Source organism: Companilactobacillus metriopterae (genome assembly GCF_004117915.1).
GTDB classification, from domain to species: domain Bacteria; phylum Bacillota; class Bacilli; order Lactobacillales; family Lactobacillaceae; genus Companilactobacillus; species Companilactobacillus metriopterae.
In genome coordinates, this window is record NZ_RSTD01000001.1 from 716,374 (window position 1) to 733,274 (window position 16,901).

The following is a 16,901-nucleotide window of genomic DNA, read 5'->3' on the forward strand; positions in this document are numbered from 1 at the left end:
CAGTTCTCCTTTCATATTAAGCTTTGGTACTCGTCCATATGATTTTCCCAAGCAACATAAGCATCCAGTAGCGATGCTAGTCCATCAATTCGCTTATGCTGATTTGAACCTTTAGAGGGTTGAATATTACCATTTCTATCAATATCAACAGTAGTATTTGAAATACACCATTTAAGAATTGGATTATTATTGTAAACAATTTTTTGTGATTTAAAGTCAGCTCCTAATGAATTCATTGGTGCTGATAATGTTTTCTTACCTTGAATTACAGGCTCTGTTACTGCCTTACCAAAAGTATCTTGAAGCTCATCAGTTAAATACGTAGCAGACCATGAATCATATCCAATTTTAAACATATATATGTCTTCCTCTGTTTGGACTTCATAAAACCACTTCGTTATATCTTTGTAATTGATTTTATTACCTTGACTTAATCGCAATAAACCACGGTCTTTCCATTTATCGTATGGTATTTTATCTTCCTTTATACGTTGTTCAAATCTATCCTCTGGTAACCAATACATTTGCTTAACATATATGTGTTCATCATCAGGCACTTGAAAAATAACAGTTGCGCAAGTTAAATCAGTGGTCTTTGATAGATCAATGCCTCCTACCCCATACCTAGGTTTTAATTCAGCAGCATCAAATACCATTTCATTATTGAAATCTTCAAAGTTTAACCATGACTCTGTAGATGTCTCTCGAATATTAAATTCTTTACAAAGTAAGTTTTTTACCAATGCACTATTTTGCTTAGCACGTTCAACCTTTTCTGAAAGAGTTGTTCTATTCTTAATTGTACCTAGTCCAGGGTTGGCTTTTTTCCAATTCTTCTCTTCTGTCCATTCGCTTCTACTGTCAAGCTCATATATGAAGAATATTGATCGATGATCCTTATATCCGTCACTCTGGTCGTAACCACCGATAGTCATTTCAGCTTCTTCATAAATCTGATCATAAATATCCTCACGAACAGTACCAGCTGTTGAAGTGATAAATATTAATGGTTGTGTTCTAGCAGTAATACCATCAGCCATGATGTTATAAAGTGATTCGCCGTTCTTCCACTGATGAATTTCATCCATGAGAACGCCGTGAACATTTAATCCATCCAATGAGTCAGAATCGGAAGCAAGTGGTTTAAATATTCCATCGTTATAATCTTCTGAATCTAATTCATTAACTTTAGGTTTAATAATCTTTTTAAGTTGTGGCGATTTTTTAACCATAGATCTAGCTTCTTTCCAAATGATTTTGGATTGGTCTTTTTTAGTAGCAACAGCATAAATTTCTGGACCAGGTTCTCCATCAGCAACTTGAAGATACAAAGAAACGGCAGACCCTAGTAAGGATTTGCCGTTTTTCTTTCCAATTATTAATGTAGCTCTCTGATATTGTCTATGTTCTTCTTCATCAATGAAGCCAAATATAGATGCTAACATTGCTTTTTCCCATAATTCCAATTCAATAGTTTTTCCACCTTGCGAACCCTTAGAGTGATGACAATAGTTTTCAATGAATTCGAGTACATGGTTGCCTCTAAAGTTGGAATAGAAGAAACCATCTTCATTATGGGATAATTTCCAAACTAAATGTTTATACGTTGAATATATCTTTGTATCAACAATTTCTTTCCCACCGTTTTGTGCAAATGTATTCCAGTAATCTAGTATTGGATTATAGTCATCAGGATACTTAATCATTGTCTCTGTCCTAAGAACTTAGAAAATCCATTGTCATCATCAGTGACAGGAACAGATACTTCCTTAGGTAGTAAACCTATCAACTTATCGTAAGTGGAAGTAAACCTATTGATCATAGTGTTATATGATTTTTGAGCAGGATTTTCTATAAGTAATATTTGTTTACCGTTTACCATTTCAACCACTGGACCATTTGTTTTGATGTCTTCTTCCAAGTTTTCAAGAGTTACAGTCATAAATGAAAGTCTATCGATTAGTTTGTCAGCAATTGCTTGTTTCTCGTCAGGTATATCTTCAAAAGCTTGTTTTAGTGATTTTTTCTCTTTATTTATCTTTTTATCTTCTGGACTTAATTTTTTTGCCATTTATTAAACCCCCCCTTATGTGGAAAATTGGATTTGCGTTATTTTAAAGTTTGACATCGGTTCTTAACCCCACACCTACCTTTTCAAAGTGGACGGGGGGAGTCGCCGATTAAAAAATATTTTTTGAAATTTCCAAATAAAATTATTTTAAAATTTTTTGAATTAATATCTTAGTTTAGATTATTTATAAATAATTTTAATTTAATTTTCTTTTTTAATTACATTTCCTTTATCATCAAACATCAAATCATTTCTTATTACAGATGCTTGCCCATGATGTTCTTCATTGTGACAAGTCTGACAGAGATATTCAAAGTTATCTTTGTTCAGTGTAATGTCTGGATCATTAATGTTTAAGATAGTTAGATGTATCTTGTGATGAACTATAACTCCAGGAACATATTCTCCTTTAGCCAAACAACGTTCACATAGTCCATCAACTTCTTTAATATATTGTGATCTTGCCTTGTACCATTGCTTACTATGATAGAAGGACTTAGCCCATGGCTTTGCCATATATGTATACCTCCTATGGTGGTGTATGTATAGACTATATAGTTATCTACCATATATACCTATATGTGGTATAGGTATTTTAATACACCCTGTTCAAGTATGGGTACTGTAATCATGTACCCTAAAATAGATAGGGGTCTTCTACTACACCCTATTGTTTAACTACCCCAAAACAAAAAGCACAGTCGAATGAGCGACTATGCTTAATGTTGTAATTTTTTATAGGACTACCCGTGGTAGTCTTTCTATTTTTATTTGCCTGCTAGGAATACAGACATAAGCAAGTAGCAGGAATCGAACCTACTACACCTTTTGGGAAACCTATACTTGCTACTGGATAAAAATTTTATTTTTGCTACTATATCAATTTAACATGTTGACAAGGTTCATAAATACCGCTTTTTGTGCAGTTATTCAGAACTGGTCAGACCCTTCTCAACAGCCAATAGTTCTAATAGTTTATATCTTTTGTTGTAGATACTTCGTACACTGTAATTCAACCTATCAGCAATCTCATACCACCCAAGATAATCAGAGTTAGCAAATCTAAGATTATACATTTCTAATTGCTCATCGCTCATTTTATCTATAGCACGCTCACAATCAGCTTTCAATTTAAACAGACGTTGAAGTTCCTTATCTTCGTCTTTTTTTATTGCCAATATTTCTTGTGGTTTGATAATAACACCAGATGAACCACCACCAGTATTAGAATCACTTTCTGTCCAGGGATGTTCTAATGAAACAACCCTAACAGCAATGTTGTAATTAACTTGTTGGTATTCCTTAAAATCCTCTTCTAATTCTAGAAGTCTACTCTTAGTTAATTGTTGAATGATTTAATCCTCCTTTTAATGCAATAACTAACCGCCATGAATAGTAAGCTAGATTATTGGTAGCATCTAATATGTACTTTTCGTCATCTATCACTTGAAAGTCGTCCACAAGCATATATTCAATGCGGTGGCTCATTTCTTTTGAATATATTTTATTTTTTGTCATTCACGAATTCTTTTCCGATACTTTCAACCATAAGTTTTAATCCATCGTGTGAATTGTAATATTCTATAGTGTATTTATTAGTGGTTATTATATTTTTGTCAATTAATTTTTTTATAAAATCAACGTCAAATATTTTAACCAGTGCTTTAATACTACTAATATTCAATACAATAGGATCGGTGTGTAACGAACCACCTGTTATCATAAGTTCATTTGTTTCTGCGTATTTGCTAATTTCATAAAAGAATTCATTTACAGCGCCTAACCTGTTCTGTTTTTTTACTAATAGTTCCTTTAACTCTTCATTTTCCGTGTGCAATTCATCTATTCTTTTTTTAGTTTTTCGCAACATAAATTTCATTTGTCCTCTCTTTTTTGTATTAATACTCTAATTCAGGTTGAACAACGACGTATAATAGACCAGAATCTTTATAATCTTTGGCTATTTCTTTAGCCCTCTTATAAGTTAGCCCTTTTATTTCACAAATTTCACCATCTGCTTCGTATGAAACTACCCAATCATTCTTTTCTACATTGCTATTTTTACCATCTTTAACAAATACACCATCTACAGTCTTACCTGTTCTATCTTTAATTTCTTCATAAGCTCCATTTAAGCATTCGTTAATATCAACACCAGTTTGCTGACACAATATAATCAATACTACTAACGTATCACCTACACTGTCTTGAAATGAACCGTTTTTATTAGAGAAGTCTTTATTAACTAGAGCATCTGAAAGTTCTTGAACTTCTTCTTTTAATTTAATGAGTTGTTTTTCTGGGTCAGTTTTATTTAGTCCACGTTTTGTTGACCATTCTTGAATGAGTGTTATTAGATTGCTATTCATTCTTCTAACTCTTTCTTGATTTCAAGTATAGTTTTATTTTGAGATTCAGTTACTTCCTTCAAGTTGGAATACCATTCCTCTGCATCTTCTCTAATACTGTACACAGGTTCATCAAATTCATACGTAAGTACAGTATTTTTAATTAACTTCTCTAGTGCTACCCTTCCATCAGGGTTTTGCTTAGCAAAAAGTGCTGATAGAATCAGCGCAATCTCTCCTGCCGTAATTTGTTTATTCATTATTTGCCTCTACTTTATTTGTGTTATTTCAACGCCTTTAACCAAGCTTTAGTTGAAATCAAACTACCTAATACGAATCCTAATATGAATACTAGTAACATTGTATTCAGTATCATTCTTCCACTTCCTTTAATGCCTCAATAATATCTGGTACGGATATTTCTTGGACCTCTATTTCTAAATTCTCTTCAGGATTTTCAAGTAAATACTTCATTATTTCAATCGTTTCATTAGGGACTGGTTCTAGATAATATTCTTTAACACGTCCCCATCTACGTGCAGGACCTTCTATCCAACCAATATCAATAAACTCCCAGCCTTCATGTCCCCACTTAACAGACGTGATATACAGATTGTGCATTATTCTTCCACCTCAACTAACATCTTTTCGTATGCAGGGTTAATATCTAGCCATTCTTGCTTGGTGTGTTTAGCTTGTATACTAGATCCACCCTTAAACTTGCGAGATTGGTTTTGAGTAAACCATTTTAAGTAACTATCTTTTTCATATATGCCTCTTACTTCATATATGCGTTGATCTGTATATTTATCCTTCACATAATACAAAGGCTCTTGATATCCACCTTCTACATATTTGTTGAAGAATTCTTTTTCGAACCTTTCATTGTCAAGAGGATATTCAAAAACCTCAATTAAAAACATTGCCTTTTCGGCAGCGTTAGCACTAGGTTCATCAAATAGTAACCATGATGTTGTTCCTTCGTCTTTTATAAACTCATCTAATTCTTTTAATGACTCATAAGCGCCAAGCAATTCACATGTTAACTCCCAAAAATAATCCCCATATTCTTTTCTAATCTTCATATCTACTCTCCTTAATTACTAGCCGACCTAAGCAGCTCATTTAAGAACCTGTCTGCATCATTCCGTTTTCTGATATTTACACCCCTAGGTGTCTCTATATGTGGTTCGTATATTGAATTTACAAATTTAATATCAAGTGTTTGCTCCACTAATTCATTGCATGGAACTATATTCACATCACTAAATCCCATCGGGTCATCTAGATAGTTTTGAATTAGAAATACATTACTGGCTGTTTTATCTAAAGAGTCACCCATTACTATTACTGCGTTCATTCCTCTAATTGACATATTGAAAATTAATATCAATGTTGCTAGTTCATCTAGCTCCTCTAGGTAATGAAAATGTTCACTCGGTCTATATTCCCATGGGAACTCTTTTTGACATTCCTGCCACCAGTGAGCAATTGCTAGACCGCCTGAACCAGCTGCAAGTTCAAAATAGTTATCATCTTCAAATTCTGATAATTTATTTAAAACTTGTGCCACACTATCAGGTGTAAAGTCCTGTTTCTTTTTCTTGCGGTTAGCCATTTCAGACATAAAAAGTTCATGGAATTGGTCTTTTGATAAATCTGAATCCTCTTCTAAAAACTTTCTAAAAAAATCTTCTCTAGTTTGTTTGTCGAACAGGATATTCTTCAACTTGTCAGGCATTTTATAGAACTCGTTTTCTATACCGAATAAGTCAGCATTCATAGCTGTCTTCCGCACATTGGACAGTAGTTTATTTTTTCATAAACAGAATCATCTCCATAAACAGCAAGAGCAAAATCACCTTTTTTTAATTCAGATTGAAAATCATCAGAACCTATAAAAACTATATCCGCTTCTGTCCATATCCCTTTTATAGCTTTTGAAGAATAAACAAAGTCCGTAGTACCTGAATACTTAAATAAATTATCGGCATTACAATATCCACATTCTTCCATTAGAGTTTCCTCCCACAATTTGAACAGTATGTTGGTGGTAAATACACTTCACCGTAATTATCTTTCGTAAAAATTCTTGGTATCTGCATGTCGCAATATTCGCAATAGCTCATTTCTTATAAATACCTAGTCGCCATTTAAACCAATTGGTTTCAGATAGCTCGCCCTTTCTTATTTCTCTGGCAAGCAGATCTAACGTAATATTTAACTGTTTAGCTATCTCCGCTTTATCCATGCCAAGGTCTAACAGATTTTGCGCTTTGTATGAGTCGTAATTAAGCCTTACACTCTTTCTATTTTTTAAATATTTTGTCTTATCAAAAATATTATTTTTATAAAAGAATTTTAATATTGAATAACTCATACCTGTTTCTTTCTTGATGTCATCTTTCCTGCCTTTATCTAGCAATTCTTGTGCCTGTTTAAACTGCTTGTTATTACGTTTCCATTTTCTGATGTCTACATCATTCATTAAAATTGCATTCTTTACTGCTCCCGTTGAAACATCGGCACTATGAGCAATTCCTGTGATATTCTGTGTTCCAAAATCAAAAAATTTTTGAATTTTATATATTTCATGTGCAGTAATTTCATGTGCAGTTGAATCTACCATACGTCTAAATTCTTGTATTCTAGGATCGTCAGTATGTTCAATTAAATTCCCTACACCGTAATCTTTTTCAACAGCTCTTACTAAATGAGTGTAGTTAGTCAACTCTAATAACTCCTTTCATCTTCAATTCTTCAATCATTTGTAATAGGCAATCTTTCTCATTTTCTAATTGTTGGTTTTCATTCTTTAAATCTTGATTTTCTAATTCTAATTCGTGATTTTTTCTAATAAGAAGTACTTCTTTACTAGTTCTACCCATTAGTTAGCTCCTTTAAAATAAGCTAGTTTCTAGATAATGCTCTGGATACATAACTCGAACATACTCATTACCAACTGACAATAAAAATAAGCTGTTGTCATCTGGGTAAAAATGATATGTTCCTTTTTGTGTTTTGATAGCTAAAAATTTATTGTGATCAGTTACTTTTTCGATATGTTCTTCTGCCTCATCGAAAAACTTTTTTAATTGATCTGTCATTAGAACGGTAGATCATCATCATCAATCTCAACAGGTTTTGCACCATCAAAAGGACTTTCGTTTGATTGTTGATTTTGTGAGCTATCTTTATCTTTCTTGCTATCAAGTAATGAAAAGCTATCTACAATTACCTCTGTTACATAGACTTTATCGCCTTGTTGATCCTCATAAGAACGTGTTTGAATACGTCCCTCGATCCCGATTAGTGAACCTTTTGATGTGTATTTAGCTAAATTTTCAGCACCTTTGCGCCAAATTTGGCAACGAATGAAATCAGCTTCACGTTCGCCATTTTGATTTGTAAACTGTCGGTTAACAGCTAAATTAAAATCAGCTACTGCTGAACCACCAGTTGTATATCTAACTTCTATATCTTTGGTTAATCTACCTACTAGGACTACTCTATTAATCACGTGTTATTCTCCCAATTTTCAATTTATTAACTTTTTCTTCAAACTCATCAATTGTTAGTGGACTTCCTACATAAACTATTTCATCTTTTGGAAACTTGTAATCTAAGCACAATTGAACTTCGTGTTCGTTGAGATAGAATTGTTGTTTTCTTTCTTTTGAATCAACAATTGATACGCAGTAGCTTCCAAGTATTAATAAAAGTATTAGTAATACTAAAAATTCATACATGTTCATACTCCCTTATTGTTATTTCTGTACGTGGTTTATCGCTGTACAATTTAGTAGATTTAACTTGTATTATTTGGTTATCATCATGCCATGCGTAGCCATTTAGACCGTCCAAAATTGCTTTAGTGTAATTGTCAATATCAGGTTTAACAGTTGGTAAATGTTCGTTATTTAACCTTCTAGAGTATTCAACTTTACTAATTGATTTCTGTATTGGACGATAAAATTTAATGTCTACACTAAGAGCTATCCCTTGCTCAAAATGTTTATTTTTAAACTGTTCCTTACCAAGTTGTTCAACATACTTTTTGTAACTCTTGTATGGTTCAGCTATGTACGTTCCCCAACGTGCAACTCTTGGCCTAGAAGCAGGAACAGGTATTTCATTGATTACTAAATTAAGTTCCACTCTTAGCACCTCTGATTCTTGCTAAGCGTTCTTGTATATCATCAGTTTGTTCAACCGTCTTAGCTTTTTTCTTGCTCCAATCAGTACCCTTTTCAATTCGGCGATTAGGGTTATTTGATTGTTTCTTAAATTGCTGACTGGCTTGTGCTTTCATTTGGTCATACTTCTCTCGAAGTTTTTTGGCCGACAAAATATTGGCATACCAAAAGCCATCTGCCTGACACCAATCAATCATGTTACTTATCTTGGTGTAGTCTCGATTATCTTGTTCGTGCATCAAACGAATATCATCAGCCCACTTTTGAAGATTAGGTTTTTTGAACTCGCTGTTGTGTTCTAGTATCTTTTCAAAGAGCTTAGTAGCTAACTGATAATTAACGTCGTCTGGTTCGTAAGTCCGCTTTTTGGACTTCGAACGTGAGGTCTTATTATCTTTAGTTTTATTTAATTTACTTTCCTTTACTTTACTTTGTGTATTAATGTCAACATTAACCTCATTTGAAGTGTCATTATTGTTTACATTAATCCAGTAAAGAGATGGTTTTTGTGATTTTCGCCTTTTAGTAGCATCTAAATAGGTTTCTTGGATTCGTTGGCTTGTTAAGACACTAACCGAATTGAACAGTTCCTCGTCAAAGGTTCCATAAGCAACTAAGCGTGTAACAATTTGATTAGCCATTGTTGAATTTAATCCTTCAACTTTATTGACTAACTGCATCTCTGTTAATTTATCCCACTGTAAGAAGTATCCTTTTTTATACACCGCAGACAGCAGGTAAACCATCATGAGAACACCTTTACTACCAAATTCGCCCATAATAGCACTAGTTTTTTTATTATCTGGAAAATCAACATCAAATGGGAAGTAATCAAGACCATCTTTAACAGGTCTAGCCATGTTTAACCTCCTATGTGTAGCTTTTTAATATCTTCATCATCCAATTTGATTGGCTTGATGTGATATTTCTGTAGAAACGTCATTATTCCTGTCTTGTGTTGCTCTGTATGATGAGTTCTGCATAAAGCCATAAAATGATAGTTTGAATGATCTATTTGTTTTCTATTTCTACCAGTACCGACTGTTTCAAAATGAGCTACGTCGGCATGATTTCCACAAATACAACACTTTCTATATCTCAAACATCTCAATTGCATAGCGTAATCATTTGGGAGCATGTCCCATGTTTTAGTTGCAAAAGGAATATCATTTTCAAAACAGAAATCAATTAAAAATGTGATATATTCATTTGCTTTTGAAACAGAGCAATTTGAAAGACTAAAGTTAACTGAACCAGTTTCTAGGTAATACTGTAATTTCATATATTGAGGAGCTTCCTCAACAAACTTAAACCCAGACCAATCAGCAATATCTCCAATTAGTGCATATGCTTTCTTTCTCTGATCTGGTGATATCTTCCTACCATCATCAATGTTTAATTCAATTGTTGGAGTCTTACCATTTGAGTACTTTCTGATTCGATCCAAACTAAGTTCTTCATCAATTTCAATTTTTAAATTATTACCTTGAATACTTTTTAATTTGCCGAAAGTATTCATTAATTTAATAGCTCGTCCATACTTACTATTTCTTTTAATTCCTTATGTTGTCGGCAATATTCGCATTGGCCACAACTTTCAGGATCAGTAATACCATTCATTACATCAATGACTCTTTGTTGATTCTCTTCAATCTCATATTTTGCGTTTTCAAGGCGATAATTAGGAATTGAAATGATTTGCTTGTCTGGTATCTCTTGTTTGCTGACAGCTATAATATATGGATTACACCACACGTTAAACTGTTGATGAATTAATTCTCTATAGACATACATTTGAAGTGGATAATTGTATTCAGCAACAAATGATTGCCATTCTCTTGTTTCGTTATTCCAATATTTTTTATGAATATCTTGTGTAGTTTTTAAATCAAGAAAATATCCACGTTCTAAATTCAAACAGTCAATTTTGCCTTTCCAGTCAACGCCATTAATCTGGCCAGTAACAATTACTTCCTTGTCACCTTGGTAAAGATTGTTAAACATGTCGTCGCTAGATAACGTATTGATCATTTGATCAGCAATGGAATAATCTTTGTAAAGCGTCCCTTTTTTGGTATACATGGTTTCACTGTTTTTATCGATGAACTCTTGATGTGCTTCATCACTTTCAAAATAAGAGTGAAGATAATTGCCAATCAATAAAGCCTTGATATTATCTTCTTTAAATTCACCAGTTAACTTAGCTAATGCTTTTGATTCACACTTCTCAAAATCTTTAAATACTGTCGCTGATAAGTACTTAAAATCAGTATCGGAATCATAGTAATTCTGACTGTTCAGATTCTTCTTTGTTTTCGTTGTCATCTTGAACATCTCCTTCGACTTCTACAAATTCTTCTTCTACTTCGTTATCTAGTTCAGGGTTGTTATTGATAAGATCAGCTGCATTAGTAACGACATCAGACATCTCTGCATTAACATTCTTAGGCGCTGATTTAACTTCATTTAGGTCTTTATCATCTTCTGTATACATAGCACCTAATTCTGTTGGAAAGGCTTCTCTTAAGGCGTTAACTATTGCTGTTTTTCTAATCATTGTTGCCGGCATAGATTTCCAAGTGGCTTGACCTTTAGAAAATTCATCAATACCAATTTCAACTCTCGTATCAATATCTCTATCCGATCGTTTGACTTCTGCCCAAGCTCCTAAAATAGTGTCTTTTGGCAGAGTAAATGCTCCTTTGAGGTATTCAACTTCATCTCCTCTTTGAACAATTACACCAGCTATAAATCCTCTAAATTGTGGATTACTTTCAGCACGCTTCATAAATGCTTCTTTAGAAACAATTATTTGTGCTGGTTTACCATTGAACTTAACTAAGTAGGCTTCATTAAGAAATGGATTTAAATGTTGATATTTACATAACGATAGAAACATTATTGTTTCTTGATCTGTAATTTCAGCATTACCGCTTACTAAAAATTTCTTTATCATACTAGGGGATAAATTAATTTCTTCCCCATTAGATTCATATACAACCGTTTGATCATCTGCCATTATTCTTCTCCTTTAAATAATTGCTCATCTGCCCATTCGTCATAAGGGTCAGTATTAGGTTCAAATTCTTTTTTATATGTTGGTTCTTCTAAATTTGGTTCTTCTGGAAATGTCATATTCAATTCCTTTTCATATGTGCTATAATTTCTTTATAAAATATTTTTGAATGTTTCTGACTTCCTATTTGCCTAGGGAGTCTTTTTTTGTGCCTTCATTTCCAAATAGTAGATTTACTAACTTATCAGAAACGTTTTTAAATTTACTTTCAAAATCCACTTCAATATCAAACATATTGTTTAGCCCGACTTTCCCAACGAATAATCCAAGTCCAAACATTATTGACATCATTAGTAGATATCCTGTTATACTGACCGTCATTTGATTCACCATCTCAATTCATATTCATAGTAGATAGAAATTTTATCTAAATTTTCTTTACATGAAATACCTTCATTTTTTAACTCACTGATATCTTGTTCTGATAGTTCAGAATTCAACTGAATACTTGTTTTCCTTTTTCCGTCAGCAACATTTTTAACAATCAGGTCTCTAACTTGTCTTCTTGTTAGTGCTGAATTAATTTCTGCAATCTCTTCTCTTAATCCTTCAAACATATTAATTGCTCCATTTCATAAAAATTTGGGGATTGTTATCCACAAATCTTTCAAATTTTCTAACATGAAACTTCCAAGGACTACCCTTGCCTTTTGAATATTGAACACAACCACCTGAATCAACATCTAACAATTTTCTAATTCTAGGTTTAGTTAATATTTTTGTTAGTGTAGGTTTTGATAATTTGGTCTTTTCACTAGCCCATTCAAGATCTTTAATTACGCCATTTTTAATGTTGGCTTCTTCAACTATCCGACTAGCTTCAATAGCCCATTCTCTATCAACTATTACTTTGTCATCAGGTAATAAAATAGAAGTTTCAAACTCACTTATTGATTGCATTAGCATCATCTCCAAACTTGATTAACTTTGATGTTCTGATCTTTTAAAACTCTCATGGCACTCAAAAACATAAATGCACCAGTTTCTAACATTTCAATTACTGGAACCGCTAAATCATCTTTTTTAATGGTGTCTTTAGGTTTACTTAAATAGTTGAGTAAACTTTGAATTGCTTCATCGCTTTCAGCATCTTCTGATTGAGTTCCTACTAACATAGCTAATGGATTATCGTTATATCTATTTAAAATAGTTAAAAATGAACTGGGTATTTCATGACGATAGCAAAATGCTGCCAACATAAACCTTTCATCTCCATAACAATGTGCAATTCTTTCAAGATAGCTATTCTTTATAAGCGGTTTTTCGTTTTTCCACTCTCCGACAGCTTGCTTAGATATTCCACATGCTATTGCTATATCTGTATTACTTAAGTTCTTCCTAATTCTGAAATCTTGGTACTCTCGGTAGATATTTACTTGGTTCAACGTAATCACGTCCCTTCTTTTGTGTTTGTTATAATTCTCCTTAGAAAGGAGGTGTTGATAATGAAATTTCAAGATTTACAAAAATTACAAATTATTGATTACTGTTTAAGAATTTTTGATGAAAGTTCGGAAAATAAAATTTCATACAAAATAGTTACATCTGTAGAAGGAAAATTAGTAACTGCTTCTTTTATAAAATATGAAAATTTCGCTGTATATATAAATTCTATAGATGAAATGCTTAATATCTATGCAAAGAATTTTGCGAATAATATTGAAGACGAACAAAATATTTTTAAACAATCTAGAAATATATTTTTTGACCAACTTGGAACAAATGGATTTAACGATACAGTTATTCCAACGAACTTACTTGATCATCCAGACATTCTTATTTCCAAATTGGATACAATTTCAGAAACTGTACTAAAAAATAGTTCTTCATTTGAAGAATATCCAGTAGCTCCATTTGACATAGATTCTCTCGATAACAGTTTTCATCTTGATTCAATTAATTTGAATGAAATAGAAAGATTACCTTTTATTAGTCTTCGTAAAGTTTCAAATAATTAGACTCAAATTTAATTCTGTTGTATGAATATTGAAGGCAGGCGTATGCATCCTCATACGTTATGCCTTCTTTTTTCATTATCTCCACAATTTGATTACCTATTTTAGATATAAGTTCTTGATCAAATCCAAATTCATCTATTTTTTGTACTCTTTTAAATTTAGTTAGATAATCATCTTTATCTTTTTCCACTTACTTCACCTCCTTAGTTGTCTATTTGGTGTAATATAAGTTAAAATTTTGTATACTAGTTTTATAAAATTTAAAAAGGAATTAATACATGAAAAAAATATTTTTTATTACACCAATTGGATCTGAAAACTCTAAAGAAAGAACAGAATCAGATTTCGTATTAGAATCCTTTATATCACCTGTCGCTGATAAGTTAGGATACTCTGTTCTAAGAGCGGATTTAATTAATTCTTCTAATAGAATTGATGATGACGTAATTAATCAAATTAATATTTCAGATTTAGTAATCATAGATATTACAGGTTTAAATCCAAATGTTATGTTTGAATTTGGAATTAGGTATGGTTTAGGTAAACCTTTTGTGGCTATATCTCAAACTCACGATGATATACCTCTTGATATTAGAAACATAAGAATTTTAGAATATACAGTTAATGCTCCAAAAATTTCTAGAATTCAAGAAAAGTTATCAGCTATGATCGAAGAAACAAGTAAATCAAACAATACGAACAGAAATGCTGAACAAATTGGTCAAAACATGGCTATAGAAGCTTTACAATCCGGTGACACTTCAAAAATAGAGAACTTCATGAAATTAGCTGATATGATGGGAATAGATGTAAAAGATAACTAGCTTTGATTTTTATTTAATAACTTTATTCCTTCGTTGAATCCTGAAATGAAATTAATCCTTGCTTCTAAAATATTAATTTTTTTAATCAATTCTTCTAATTTAGAATTGGTTTTTTTTATTTCGTTTAAAATATCTTTATCTTTCTCCATTCATCTCACCTCCTTAGTTGTCTATTTGGTGTAGATTTGTAAATTTAATTTTTGTAATAATAAATGAGTGAACTACATTTTGTAGCTAAAAGCTGTAAAAAAAATATCTTCTTTAGAAACATGAAGAATATCTTCTATTTGTTGCATATATTTTGGAGCTGGTGTTCTAGTCCCTAACTCCCATGCACTTACTGTTTTTTGAGAAACATTTATTTTATTGGCAAGATCTTTTTGAGTCCAGCCTTGGTCTTCTCTAAGCTCTTTTAGTTTATTCATTAAAGCACCTCCTAACTACATAATGTAGCTTACAAAAATATAATAAACTACATTTTGTAGTACGTCAATCATAAATACTACATTTTGTGGATTTATTTCATACTACACAATGTAGTATTATTTCTTCAGGTAAAGGGGGGACTCATAATGTTTGGAATAAGATTACGAAATTTGAGAAACGAACATAATTTCACTCAAGAAGAATTAGCTGAAAAAATTGGTGTATCTCCCAAAACTATTGGAACTTGGGAAAGAGAAACTCGAGAACCTCCAATAAAAACAATAAATAAACTATCAAAAATATTTAATGTCCCTACTGATTACCTTTTAGGAAATTCTGAAAATAAATCTTCTATAAATAATGATGAAGTTGTCGATATGAAAGAAGCCTTTGACGGAAAAGTTGTAATGACTTACGAAGGAAAGCCTATTCCAAAACAAGATATTGAATTAATGAAAAGATTATTGAGAATTGATGAGGACGATGAATAATAAGCATGAGAAAGTCTATTGACGATTTAGTTAATAAATCAAATGAGCGGTTTTTATCTATTAGTAAAAATCCTATAAATAAAAAATTTGAACAATTACCCTATTGGCTAGATAGTGTTTCTTATCGATATGAGAAAGAAGTTAATAATGAAGAACCAGAGCGATACTACCATTATGAGCGTGGATCAGTAATTCAAGTAGATTTTGGTGTAAACATGGGGGCAGAGTTTTCCGGCTTGCACTTCGCTGTAGTTTTAGATAAAAATGATAATAATAAAAAAAGAACATTAACTGTAATTCCATTAACTTCAAAAAACAAAAATAATAGAATAAAACTTGGAAAGGAACTGTTTAATCAAACTACTACTATTTTCGATGAACAATTAAGTGATTTAACTGCTCATATTGAAAAAAATAAATTATTAGTTAGACAATTATTTGAATCCGACGAAGAGTTCGAAGATGCTCAAAAAGAAGCAAAAAACAATTCAAATGGGTTTGCAGATACTTCATTTATTGATATATCTGAATTAGACTCAGGTGATGATGAGTCAAAAAATCAATTAAGAATACTTATAGCAGAAAACATAAATGAAACAATACAAGAATTAAACGATAAATCTAAGGTTATGAAAATTTACAATAAATATAATCATGAAACGTTTGCAAGAATTACCGATATAACAACTATAAGTAAATATAGAATTAGAAAAATTAATAAGTACGATCCTTCAGGGAAAATTAAGTTGTCTTCTGAAATAATGTCGTCAATAAGTAACGAATTGATGAAATATTATATATCTAAATGATTTGACACTTGATCAATTGAATTAAAAATGCAATAATATATTCATCGGGAGCTAGGCTCCACAGATATATTATTTTATCCGGGCTTCGGGCCCCATGCATTGTTGGTCAATTGACTGACAATGCTTTTTTGTTTTCAAGGAGACTAAATGAATAACATTCTAAATAAGCTAATTACATTCGCACTATTAAATAATATAGAAATTATCAGTACAGACGAGTTAAGTACTGACTCACCTTCTGGTGCAAACGTTGATAAAAAAATCATCGTTCTTAATATGAACTGGCATGAGAACAATCAAATACCTTTTCAGTTAGCTCATGAAATTGGTCATATCTTGTGTGAGGACAAAGGTAGTCAGGTTCTGTATTTCACACCTACAAAGACAAAAATGGAATCTGGAGCAAATAAAAAAGCAATAGATTTACTATTGCCCTTCTATATGGAAGATAAAGAAATTGATGAAATTAGTTCTGTTGAATTTATGCAACAGTTTGGAATTCCAGAAGAATTAAATGATTTAGTTTTGAAAGAAATGGAAAACAAAATAAACAGCTAGCTTGTACGTTCAAAACTTATGTAGTATTGGAATATATAGAACTAACGGTTAACAGTAAAAGTCTCTTTTGTCAATTCTTTTGGTTTACTTTTGGTTTTTATGTATATATAAATTAAAAGCTTATTATATCAGTATGTTACGGGA

At 31.9% G+C, this 16,901-nt stretch carries 33 protein-coding genes; 5 read left to right on the plus strand and 28 right to left on the minus strand.

Annotated elements, in window-relative coordinates; translation table 11 throughout:
* Positions 1 to 11: 11 nt before the first annotated feature.
* The 25 genes from EKN01_RS03610 to EKN01_RS03725 form a co-directional block, all read right to left on the minus strand.
* A complete protein-coding gene (locus tag EKN01_RS03610) occupies positions 12 to 1,706 on the minus strand; it encodes a terminase large subunit (RefSeq protein WP_129045015.1) in 1,695 nt (564 codons plus the stop codon).
* Complete coding sequence (locus EKN01_RS03615) at positions 1,703 to 2,071, minus strand: hypothetical protein (protein WP_129045016.1); 369 nt, start codon at positions 2,069 to 2,071, stop codon at positions 1,703 to 1,705. The genes EKN01_RS03610 and EKN01_RS03615 overlap by 4 nt, the downstream gene beginning before the upstream one ends.
* A 201-nt stretch (positions 2,072 to 2,272) precedes the next feature.
* Positions 2,273 to 2,587 (minus strand): HNH endonuclease, encoded by a 315-nt coding sequence (locus EKN01_RS03620; protein WP_129045017.1) that lies wholly within the window; start codon positions 2,585 to 2,587, stop codon positions 2,273 to 2,275.
* Between the two features lie 410 nt (positions 2,588 to 2,997).
* Positions 2,998 to 3,426, minus strand: a complete 429-nt coding sequence (locus EKN01_RS03625; RefSeq protein WP_129045018.1) for a DUF722 domain-containing protein — start codon at positions 3,424 to 3,426, stop codon at positions 2,998 to 3,000.
* Between the two features lie 149 nt (positions 3,427 to 3,575).
* Positions 3,576 to 3,941 carry a hypothetical protein gene (locus tag EKN01_RS03630; protein ID WP_129045019.1) on the minus strand — a complete coding sequence of 122 codons (366 nt, stop codon included), beginning with the start codon at positions 3,939 to 3,941 and terminating at the stop codon, positions 3,576 to 3,578.
* A gap of 28 nt (positions 3,942 to 3,969) precedes the next feature.
* On the minus strand, positions 3,970 to 4,440 hold the full coding sequence (locus EKN01_RS03635) for a MazG nucleotide pyrophosphohydrolase domain-containing protein (RefSeq protein WP_129045020.1): 471 nt from the start codon (positions 4,438 to 4,440) through the stop codon (positions 3,970 to 3,972).
* Positions 4,437 to 4,679: a hypothetical protein gene (locus tag EKN01_RS03640; protein ID WP_129045021.1), complete on the minus strand. Its 243-nt coding sequence runs from the start codon at positions 4,677 to 4,679 to the stop codon at positions 4,437 to 4,439. The genes EKN01_RS03635 and EKN01_RS03640 overlap by 4 nt, the downstream gene beginning before the upstream one ends.
* A 112-nt stretch (positions 4,680 to 4,791) precedes the next feature.
* The gene (locus EKN01_RS03645) at positions 4,792 to 5,040 is read right to left on the minus strand and encodes a hypothetical protein (protein ID WP_129045022.1); all 249 of its coding nucleotides are present in this window, start codon (positions 5,038 to 5,040) and stop codon (positions 4,792 to 4,794) included.
* The gene (locus EKN01_RS03650) at positions 5,040 to 5,504 is read right to left on the minus strand and encodes a hypothetical protein (protein ID WP_129045023.1); all 465 of its coding nucleotides are present in this window, start codon (positions 5,502 to 5,504) and stop codon (positions 5,040 to 5,042) included. The genes EKN01_RS03645 and EKN01_RS03650 overlap by 1 nt, the downstream gene beginning before the upstream one ends.
* 11 nt (positions 5,505 to 5,515) lie before the next feature.
* Positions 5,516 to 6,202, minus strand: coding sequence for an N-6 DNA methylase (locus EKN01_RS03655; protein ID WP_129045024.1), 687 nt, complete (start codon positions 6,200 to 6,202; stop codon positions 5,516 to 5,518).
* A complete protein-coding gene (locus EKN01_RS03660) occupies positions 6,199 to 6,435 on the minus strand; it encodes a hypothetical protein (RefSeq protein ID WP_129045025.1) in 237 nt (78 codons plus the stop codon). The genes EKN01_RS03655 and EKN01_RS03660 overlap by 4 nt, the downstream gene beginning before the upstream one ends.
* Positions 6,436 to 6,544: 109 nt before the next feature.
* Complete coding sequence (locus EKN01_RS03665) at positions 6,545 to 7,150, minus strand: hypothetical protein (protein ID WP_129045026.1); 606 nt, start codon at positions 7,148 to 7,150, stop codon at positions 6,545 to 6,547.
* Positions 7,143 to 7,307, minus strand: a complete 165-nt coding sequence (locus EKN01_RS07810; protein WP_164966359.1) for a hypothetical protein — start codon at positions 7,305 to 7,307, stop codon at positions 7,143 to 7,145. The genes EKN01_RS03665 and EKN01_RS07810 overlap by 8 nt, the downstream gene beginning before the upstream one ends.
* A 12-nt stretch (positions 7,308 to 7,319) precedes the next feature.
* Positions 7,320 to 7,526, minus strand: a complete 207-nt coding sequence (locus EKN01_RS03670; protein WP_129045027.1) for a hypothetical protein — start codon at positions 7,524 to 7,526, stop codon at positions 7,320 to 7,322.
* A complete protein-coding gene (ssb, locus tag EKN01_RS03675) occupies positions 7,526 to 7,939 on the minus strand; it encodes a single-stranded DNA-binding protein (protein ID WP_129045028.1) in 414 nt (137 codons plus the stop codon). Before ssb ends, EKN01_RS03670 begins: the two co-directional genes overlap by 1 nt.
* Positions 7,932 to 8,168, minus strand: coding sequence for a hypothetical protein (locus EKN01_RS03680; RefSeq protein ID WP_129045029.1), 237 nt, complete (start codon positions 8,166 to 8,168; stop codon positions 7,932 to 7,934). The genes ssb and EKN01_RS03680 overlap by 8 nt, the downstream gene beginning before the upstream one ends.
* Positions 8,161 to 8,577 (minus strand): RusA family crossover junction endodeoxyribonuclease, encoded by a 417-nt coding sequence (locus tag EKN01_RS03685; protein WP_241685238.1) that lies wholly within the window; start codon positions 8,575 to 8,577, stop codon positions 8,161 to 8,163. The genes EKN01_RS03680 and EKN01_RS03685 overlap by 8 nt, the downstream gene beginning before the upstream one ends.
* Positions 8,567 to 9,475, minus strand: coding sequence for a phage replication protein O (locus EKN01_RS07900; protein WP_241685239.1), 909 nt, complete (start codon positions 9,473 to 9,475; stop codon positions 8,567 to 8,569). The genes EKN01_RS03685 and EKN01_RS07900 overlap by 11 nt, the downstream gene beginning before the upstream one ends.
* A gap of 2 nt (positions 9,476 to 9,477) precedes the next feature.
* Complete coding sequence (locus EKN01_RS03695; RefSeq protein ID WP_129045031.1) at positions 9,478 to 10,134, minus strand: putative HNHc nuclease; 657 nt, start codon at positions 10,132 to 10,134, stop codon at positions 9,478 to 9,480.
* The gene (locus tag EKN01_RS03700) at positions 10,134 to 10,940 is read right to left on the minus strand and encodes a PD-(D/E)XK nuclease-like domain-containing protein (protein ID WP_129045032.1); all 807 of its coding nucleotides are present in this window, start codon (positions 10,938 to 10,940) and stop codon (positions 10,134 to 10,136) included. The genes EKN01_RS03695 and EKN01_RS03700 overlap by 1 nt, the downstream gene beginning before the upstream one ends.
* Positions 10,894 to 11,634, minus strand: a complete 741-nt coding sequence (gene bet, locus EKN01_RS03705; protein ID WP_129045033.1) for a phage recombination protein Bet — start codon at positions 11,632 to 11,634, stop codon at positions 10,894 to 10,896. The genes EKN01_RS03700 and bet overlap by 47 nt, the downstream gene beginning before the upstream one ends.
* Before the next feature lie 180 nt (positions 11,635 to 11,814).
* A complete protein-coding gene (locus EKN01_RS03710) occupies positions 11,815 to 12,012 on the minus strand; it encodes a hypothetical protein (protein ID WP_129045034.1) in 198 nt (65 codons plus the stop codon).
* A 5-nt stretch (positions 12,013 to 12,017) separates the two neighbouring features.
* On the minus strand, positions 12,018 to 12,248 hold the full coding sequence (locus tag EKN01_RS03715; protein ID WP_129045035.1) for a hypothetical protein: 231 nt from the start codon (positions 12,246 to 12,248) through the stop codon (positions 12,018 to 12,020).
* 1 nt (position 12,249) lies between these two features.
* Complete coding sequence (locus tag EKN01_RS03720) at positions 12,250 to 12,591, minus strand: DUF771 domain-containing protein (protein ID WP_164966360.1); 342 nt, start codon at positions 12,589 to 12,591, stop codon at positions 12,250 to 12,252.
* A gap of 5 nt (positions 12,592 to 12,596) precedes the next feature.
* On the minus strand, positions 12,597 to 13,085 hold the full coding sequence (locus EKN01_RS03725; RefSeq protein WP_164966361.1) for a helix-turn-helix domain-containing protein: 489 nt from the start codon (positions 13,083 to 13,085) through the stop codon (positions 12,597 to 12,599).
* Positions 13,086 to 13,136: 51 nt separating this feature from the next.
* On the opposite strand from EKN01_RS03725, the gene EKN01_RS03730 reads away from it, so the two are divergent.
* A complete protein-coding gene (locus EKN01_RS03730) occupies positions 13,137 to 13,649 on the plus strand; it encodes a hypothetical protein (protein WP_129045038.1) in 513 nt (170 codons plus the stop codon).
* Here EKN01_RS03730 and EKN01_RS03735 read toward each other — a convergent pair.
* Positions 13,621 to 13,839, minus strand: coding sequence for a protein-tyrosine phosphatase family protein (locus tag EKN01_RS03735; protein WP_129045039.1), 219 nt, complete (start codon positions 13,837 to 13,839; stop codon positions 13,621 to 13,623). The two genes, EKN01_RS03730 and EKN01_RS03735, sit on opposite strands and share 29 nt — an antisense overlap.
* An 88-nt stretch (positions 13,840 to 13,927) precedes the next feature.
* Between EKN01_RS03735 and EKN01_RS03740 the strand changes: the two genes are divergently transcribed.
* Positions 13,928 to 14,473: a TIR domain-containing protein gene (locus tag EKN01_RS03740; protein WP_129045040.1), complete on the plus strand. Its 546-nt coding sequence runs from the start codon at positions 13,928 to 13,930 to the stop codon at positions 14,471 to 14,473.
* Here the strand turns inward: EKN01_RS03740 and EKN01_RS07815 are convergent.
* Both EKN01_RS07815 and EKN01_RS03745 read right to left on the minus strand, forming a co-directional pair.
* Positions 14,470 to 14,622: a hypothetical protein gene (locus EKN01_RS07815; protein ID WP_164966362.1), complete on the minus strand. Its 153-nt coding sequence runs from the start codon at positions 14,620 to 14,622 to the stop codon at positions 14,470 to 14,472. The two genes, EKN01_RS03740 and EKN01_RS07815, sit on opposite strands and share 4 nt — an antisense overlap.
* Before the next feature lie 72 nt (positions 14,623 to 14,694).
* Positions 14,695 to 14,898, minus strand: a complete 204-nt coding sequence (locus tag EKN01_RS03745) for a helix-turn-helix transcriptional regulator (protein ID WP_129045041.1) — start codon at positions 14,896 to 14,898, stop codon at positions 14,695 to 14,697.
* Between the two features lie 147 nt (positions 14,899 to 15,045).
* Between EKN01_RS03745 and EKN01_RS03750 the strand changes: the two genes are divergently transcribed.
* The 3 genes from EKN01_RS03750 (at position 15,046) to EKN01_RS03760 (ending at position 16,757) form a co-directional block, all read left to right on the plus strand.
* Positions 15,046 to 15,390 (plus strand): helix-turn-helix domain-containing protein, encoded by a 345-nt coding sequence (locus tag EKN01_RS03750; RefSeq protein WP_129045042.1) that lies wholly within the window; start codon positions 15,046 to 15,048, stop codon positions 15,388 to 15,390.
* Between the two features lie 5 nt (positions 15,391 to 15,395).
* A complete protein-coding gene (locus EKN01_RS03755) occupies positions 15,396 to 16,199 on the plus strand; it encodes a type II toxin-antitoxin system PemK/MazF family toxin (protein ID WP_129045043.1) in 804 nt (267 codons plus the stop codon).
* A gap of 147 nt (positions 16,200 to 16,346) precedes the next feature.
* Complete coding sequence (locus tag EKN01_RS03760; protein WP_129045044.1) at positions 16,347 to 16,757, plus strand: ImmA/IrrE family metallo-endopeptidase; 411 nt, start codon at positions 16,347 to 16,349, stop codon at positions 16,755 to 16,757.
* Positions 16,758 to 16,901: the final 144 nt, after the last annotated feature.

Excerpts from the sequence above, each read along its gene's own strand:
- EKN01_RS03610 (WP_129045015.1), bottom strand. The coding sequence starts at position 1,706 with ATGATTAAGTATCCTGATGACTATAATCCAATACTAGATTACTGGAAT.
- EKN01_RS03615 (WP_129045016.1), bottom strand. The coding sequence starts at position 2,071 with ATGGCAAAAAAATTAAGTCCAGAAGATAAAAAGATAAATAAAGAGAAA.
- EKN01_RS03620 (WP_129045017.1), bottom strand. The coding sequence starts at position 2,587 with ATGGCAAAGCCATGGGCTAAGTCCTTCTATCATAGTAAGCAATGGTAC.
- EKN01_RS03630 (WP_129045019.1), bottom strand. The coding sequence starts at position 3,941 with ATGTTGCGAAAAACTAAAAAAAGAATAGATGAATTGCACACGGAAAAT.
- EKN01_RS03635 (WP_129045020.1), bottom strand. The coding sequence starts at position 4,440 with ATGAATAGCAATCTAATAACACTCATTCAAGAATGGTCAACAAAACGT.
- EKN01_RS03640 (WP_129045021.1), bottom strand. The coding sequence starts at position 4,679 with ATGAATAAACAAATTACGGCAGGAGAGATTGCGCTGATTCTATCAGCA.
- EKN01_RS03645 (WP_129045022.1), bottom strand. The coding sequence starts at position 5,040 with ATGCACAATCTGTATATCACGTCTGTTAAGTGGGGACATGAAGGCTGG.
- EKN01_RS03650 (WP_129045023.1), bottom strand. The coding sequence starts at position 5,504 with ATGAAGATTAGAAAAGAATATGGGGATTATTTTTGGGAGTTAACATGT.
- EKN01_RS03655 (WP_129045024.1), bottom strand. The coding sequence starts at position 6,202 with ATGAATGCTGACTTATTCGGTATAGAAAACGAGTTCTATAAAATGCCT.
- EKN01_RS03660 (WP_129045025.1), bottom strand. The coding sequence starts at position 6,435 with ATGGAAGAATGTGGATATTGTAATGCCGATAATTTATTTAAGTATTCA.
- EKN01_RS07810 (WP_164966359.1), bottom strand. The coding sequence starts at position 7,307 with ATGGGTAGAACTAGTAAAGAAGTACTTCTTATTAGAAAAAATCACGAA.
- EKN01_RS03670 (WP_129045027.1), bottom strand. The coding sequence starts at position 7,526 with ATGACAGATCAATTAAAAAAGTTTTTCGATGAGGCAGAAGAACATATC.
- EKN01_RS03680 (WP_129045029.1), bottom strand. The coding sequence starts at position 8,168 with ATGTATGAATTTTTAGTATTACTAATACTTTTATTAATACTTGGAAGC.
- EKN01_RS07900 (WP_241685239.1), bottom strand. The coding sequence starts at position 9,475 with ATGGCTAGACCTGTTAAAGATGGTCTTGATTACTTCCCATTTGATGTT.
- EKN01_RS03695 (WP_129045031.1), bottom strand. The coding sequence starts at position 10,134 with ATGAATACTTTCGGCAAATTAAAAAGTATTCAAGGTAATAATTTAAAA.
- EKN01_RS03700 (WP_129045032.1), bottom strand. The coding sequence starts at position 10,940 with ATGACAACGAAAACAAAGAAGAATCTGAACAGTCAGAATTACTATGAT.
- bet (WP_129045033.1), bottom strand. The coding sequence starts at position 11,634 with ATGGCAGATGATCAAACGGTTGTATATGAATCTAATGGGGAAGAAATT.
- EKN01_RS03710 (WP_129045034.1), bottom strand. The coding sequence starts at position 12,012 with ATGACGGTCAGTATAACAGGATATCTACTAATGATGTCAATAATGTTT.
- EKN01_RS03715 (WP_129045035.1), bottom strand. The coding sequence starts at position 12,248 with ATGTTTGAAGGATTAAGAGAAGAGATTGCAGAAATTAATTCAGCACTA.
- EKN01_RS03720 (WP_164966360.1), bottom strand. The coding sequence starts at position 12,591 with ATGCAATCAATAAGTGAGTTTGAAACTTCTATTTTATTACCTGATGAC.
- EKN01_RS03730 (WP_129045038.1), top strand. The coding sequence starts at position 13,137 with ATGAAATTTCAAGATTTACAAAAATTACAAATTATTGATTACTGTTTA.
- EKN01_RS03740 (WP_129045040.1), top strand. The coding sequence starts at position 13,928 with ATGAAAAAAATATTTTTTATTACACCAATTGGATCTGAAAACTCTAAA.
- EKN01_RS07815 (WP_164966362.1), bottom strand. The coding sequence starts at position 14,622 with ATGGAGAAAGATAAAGATATTTTAAACGAAATAAAAAAAACCAATTCT.
- EKN01_RS03745 (WP_129045041.1), bottom strand. The coding sequence starts at position 14,898 with ATGAATAAACTAAAAGAGCTTAGAGAAGACCAAGGCTGGACTCAAAAA.
- EKN01_RS03750 (WP_129045042.1), top strand. The coding sequence starts at position 15,046 with ATGTTTGGAATAAGATTACGAAATTTGAGAAACGAACATAATTTCACT.
- EKN01_RS03755 (WP_129045043.1), top strand. The coding sequence starts at position 15,396 with ATGAGAAAGTCTATTGACGATTTAGTTAATAAATCAAATGAGCGGTTT.
- EKN01_RS03760 (WP_129045044.1), top strand. The coding sequence starts at position 16,347 with ATGAATAACATTCTAAATAAGCTAATTACATTCGCACTATTAAATAAT.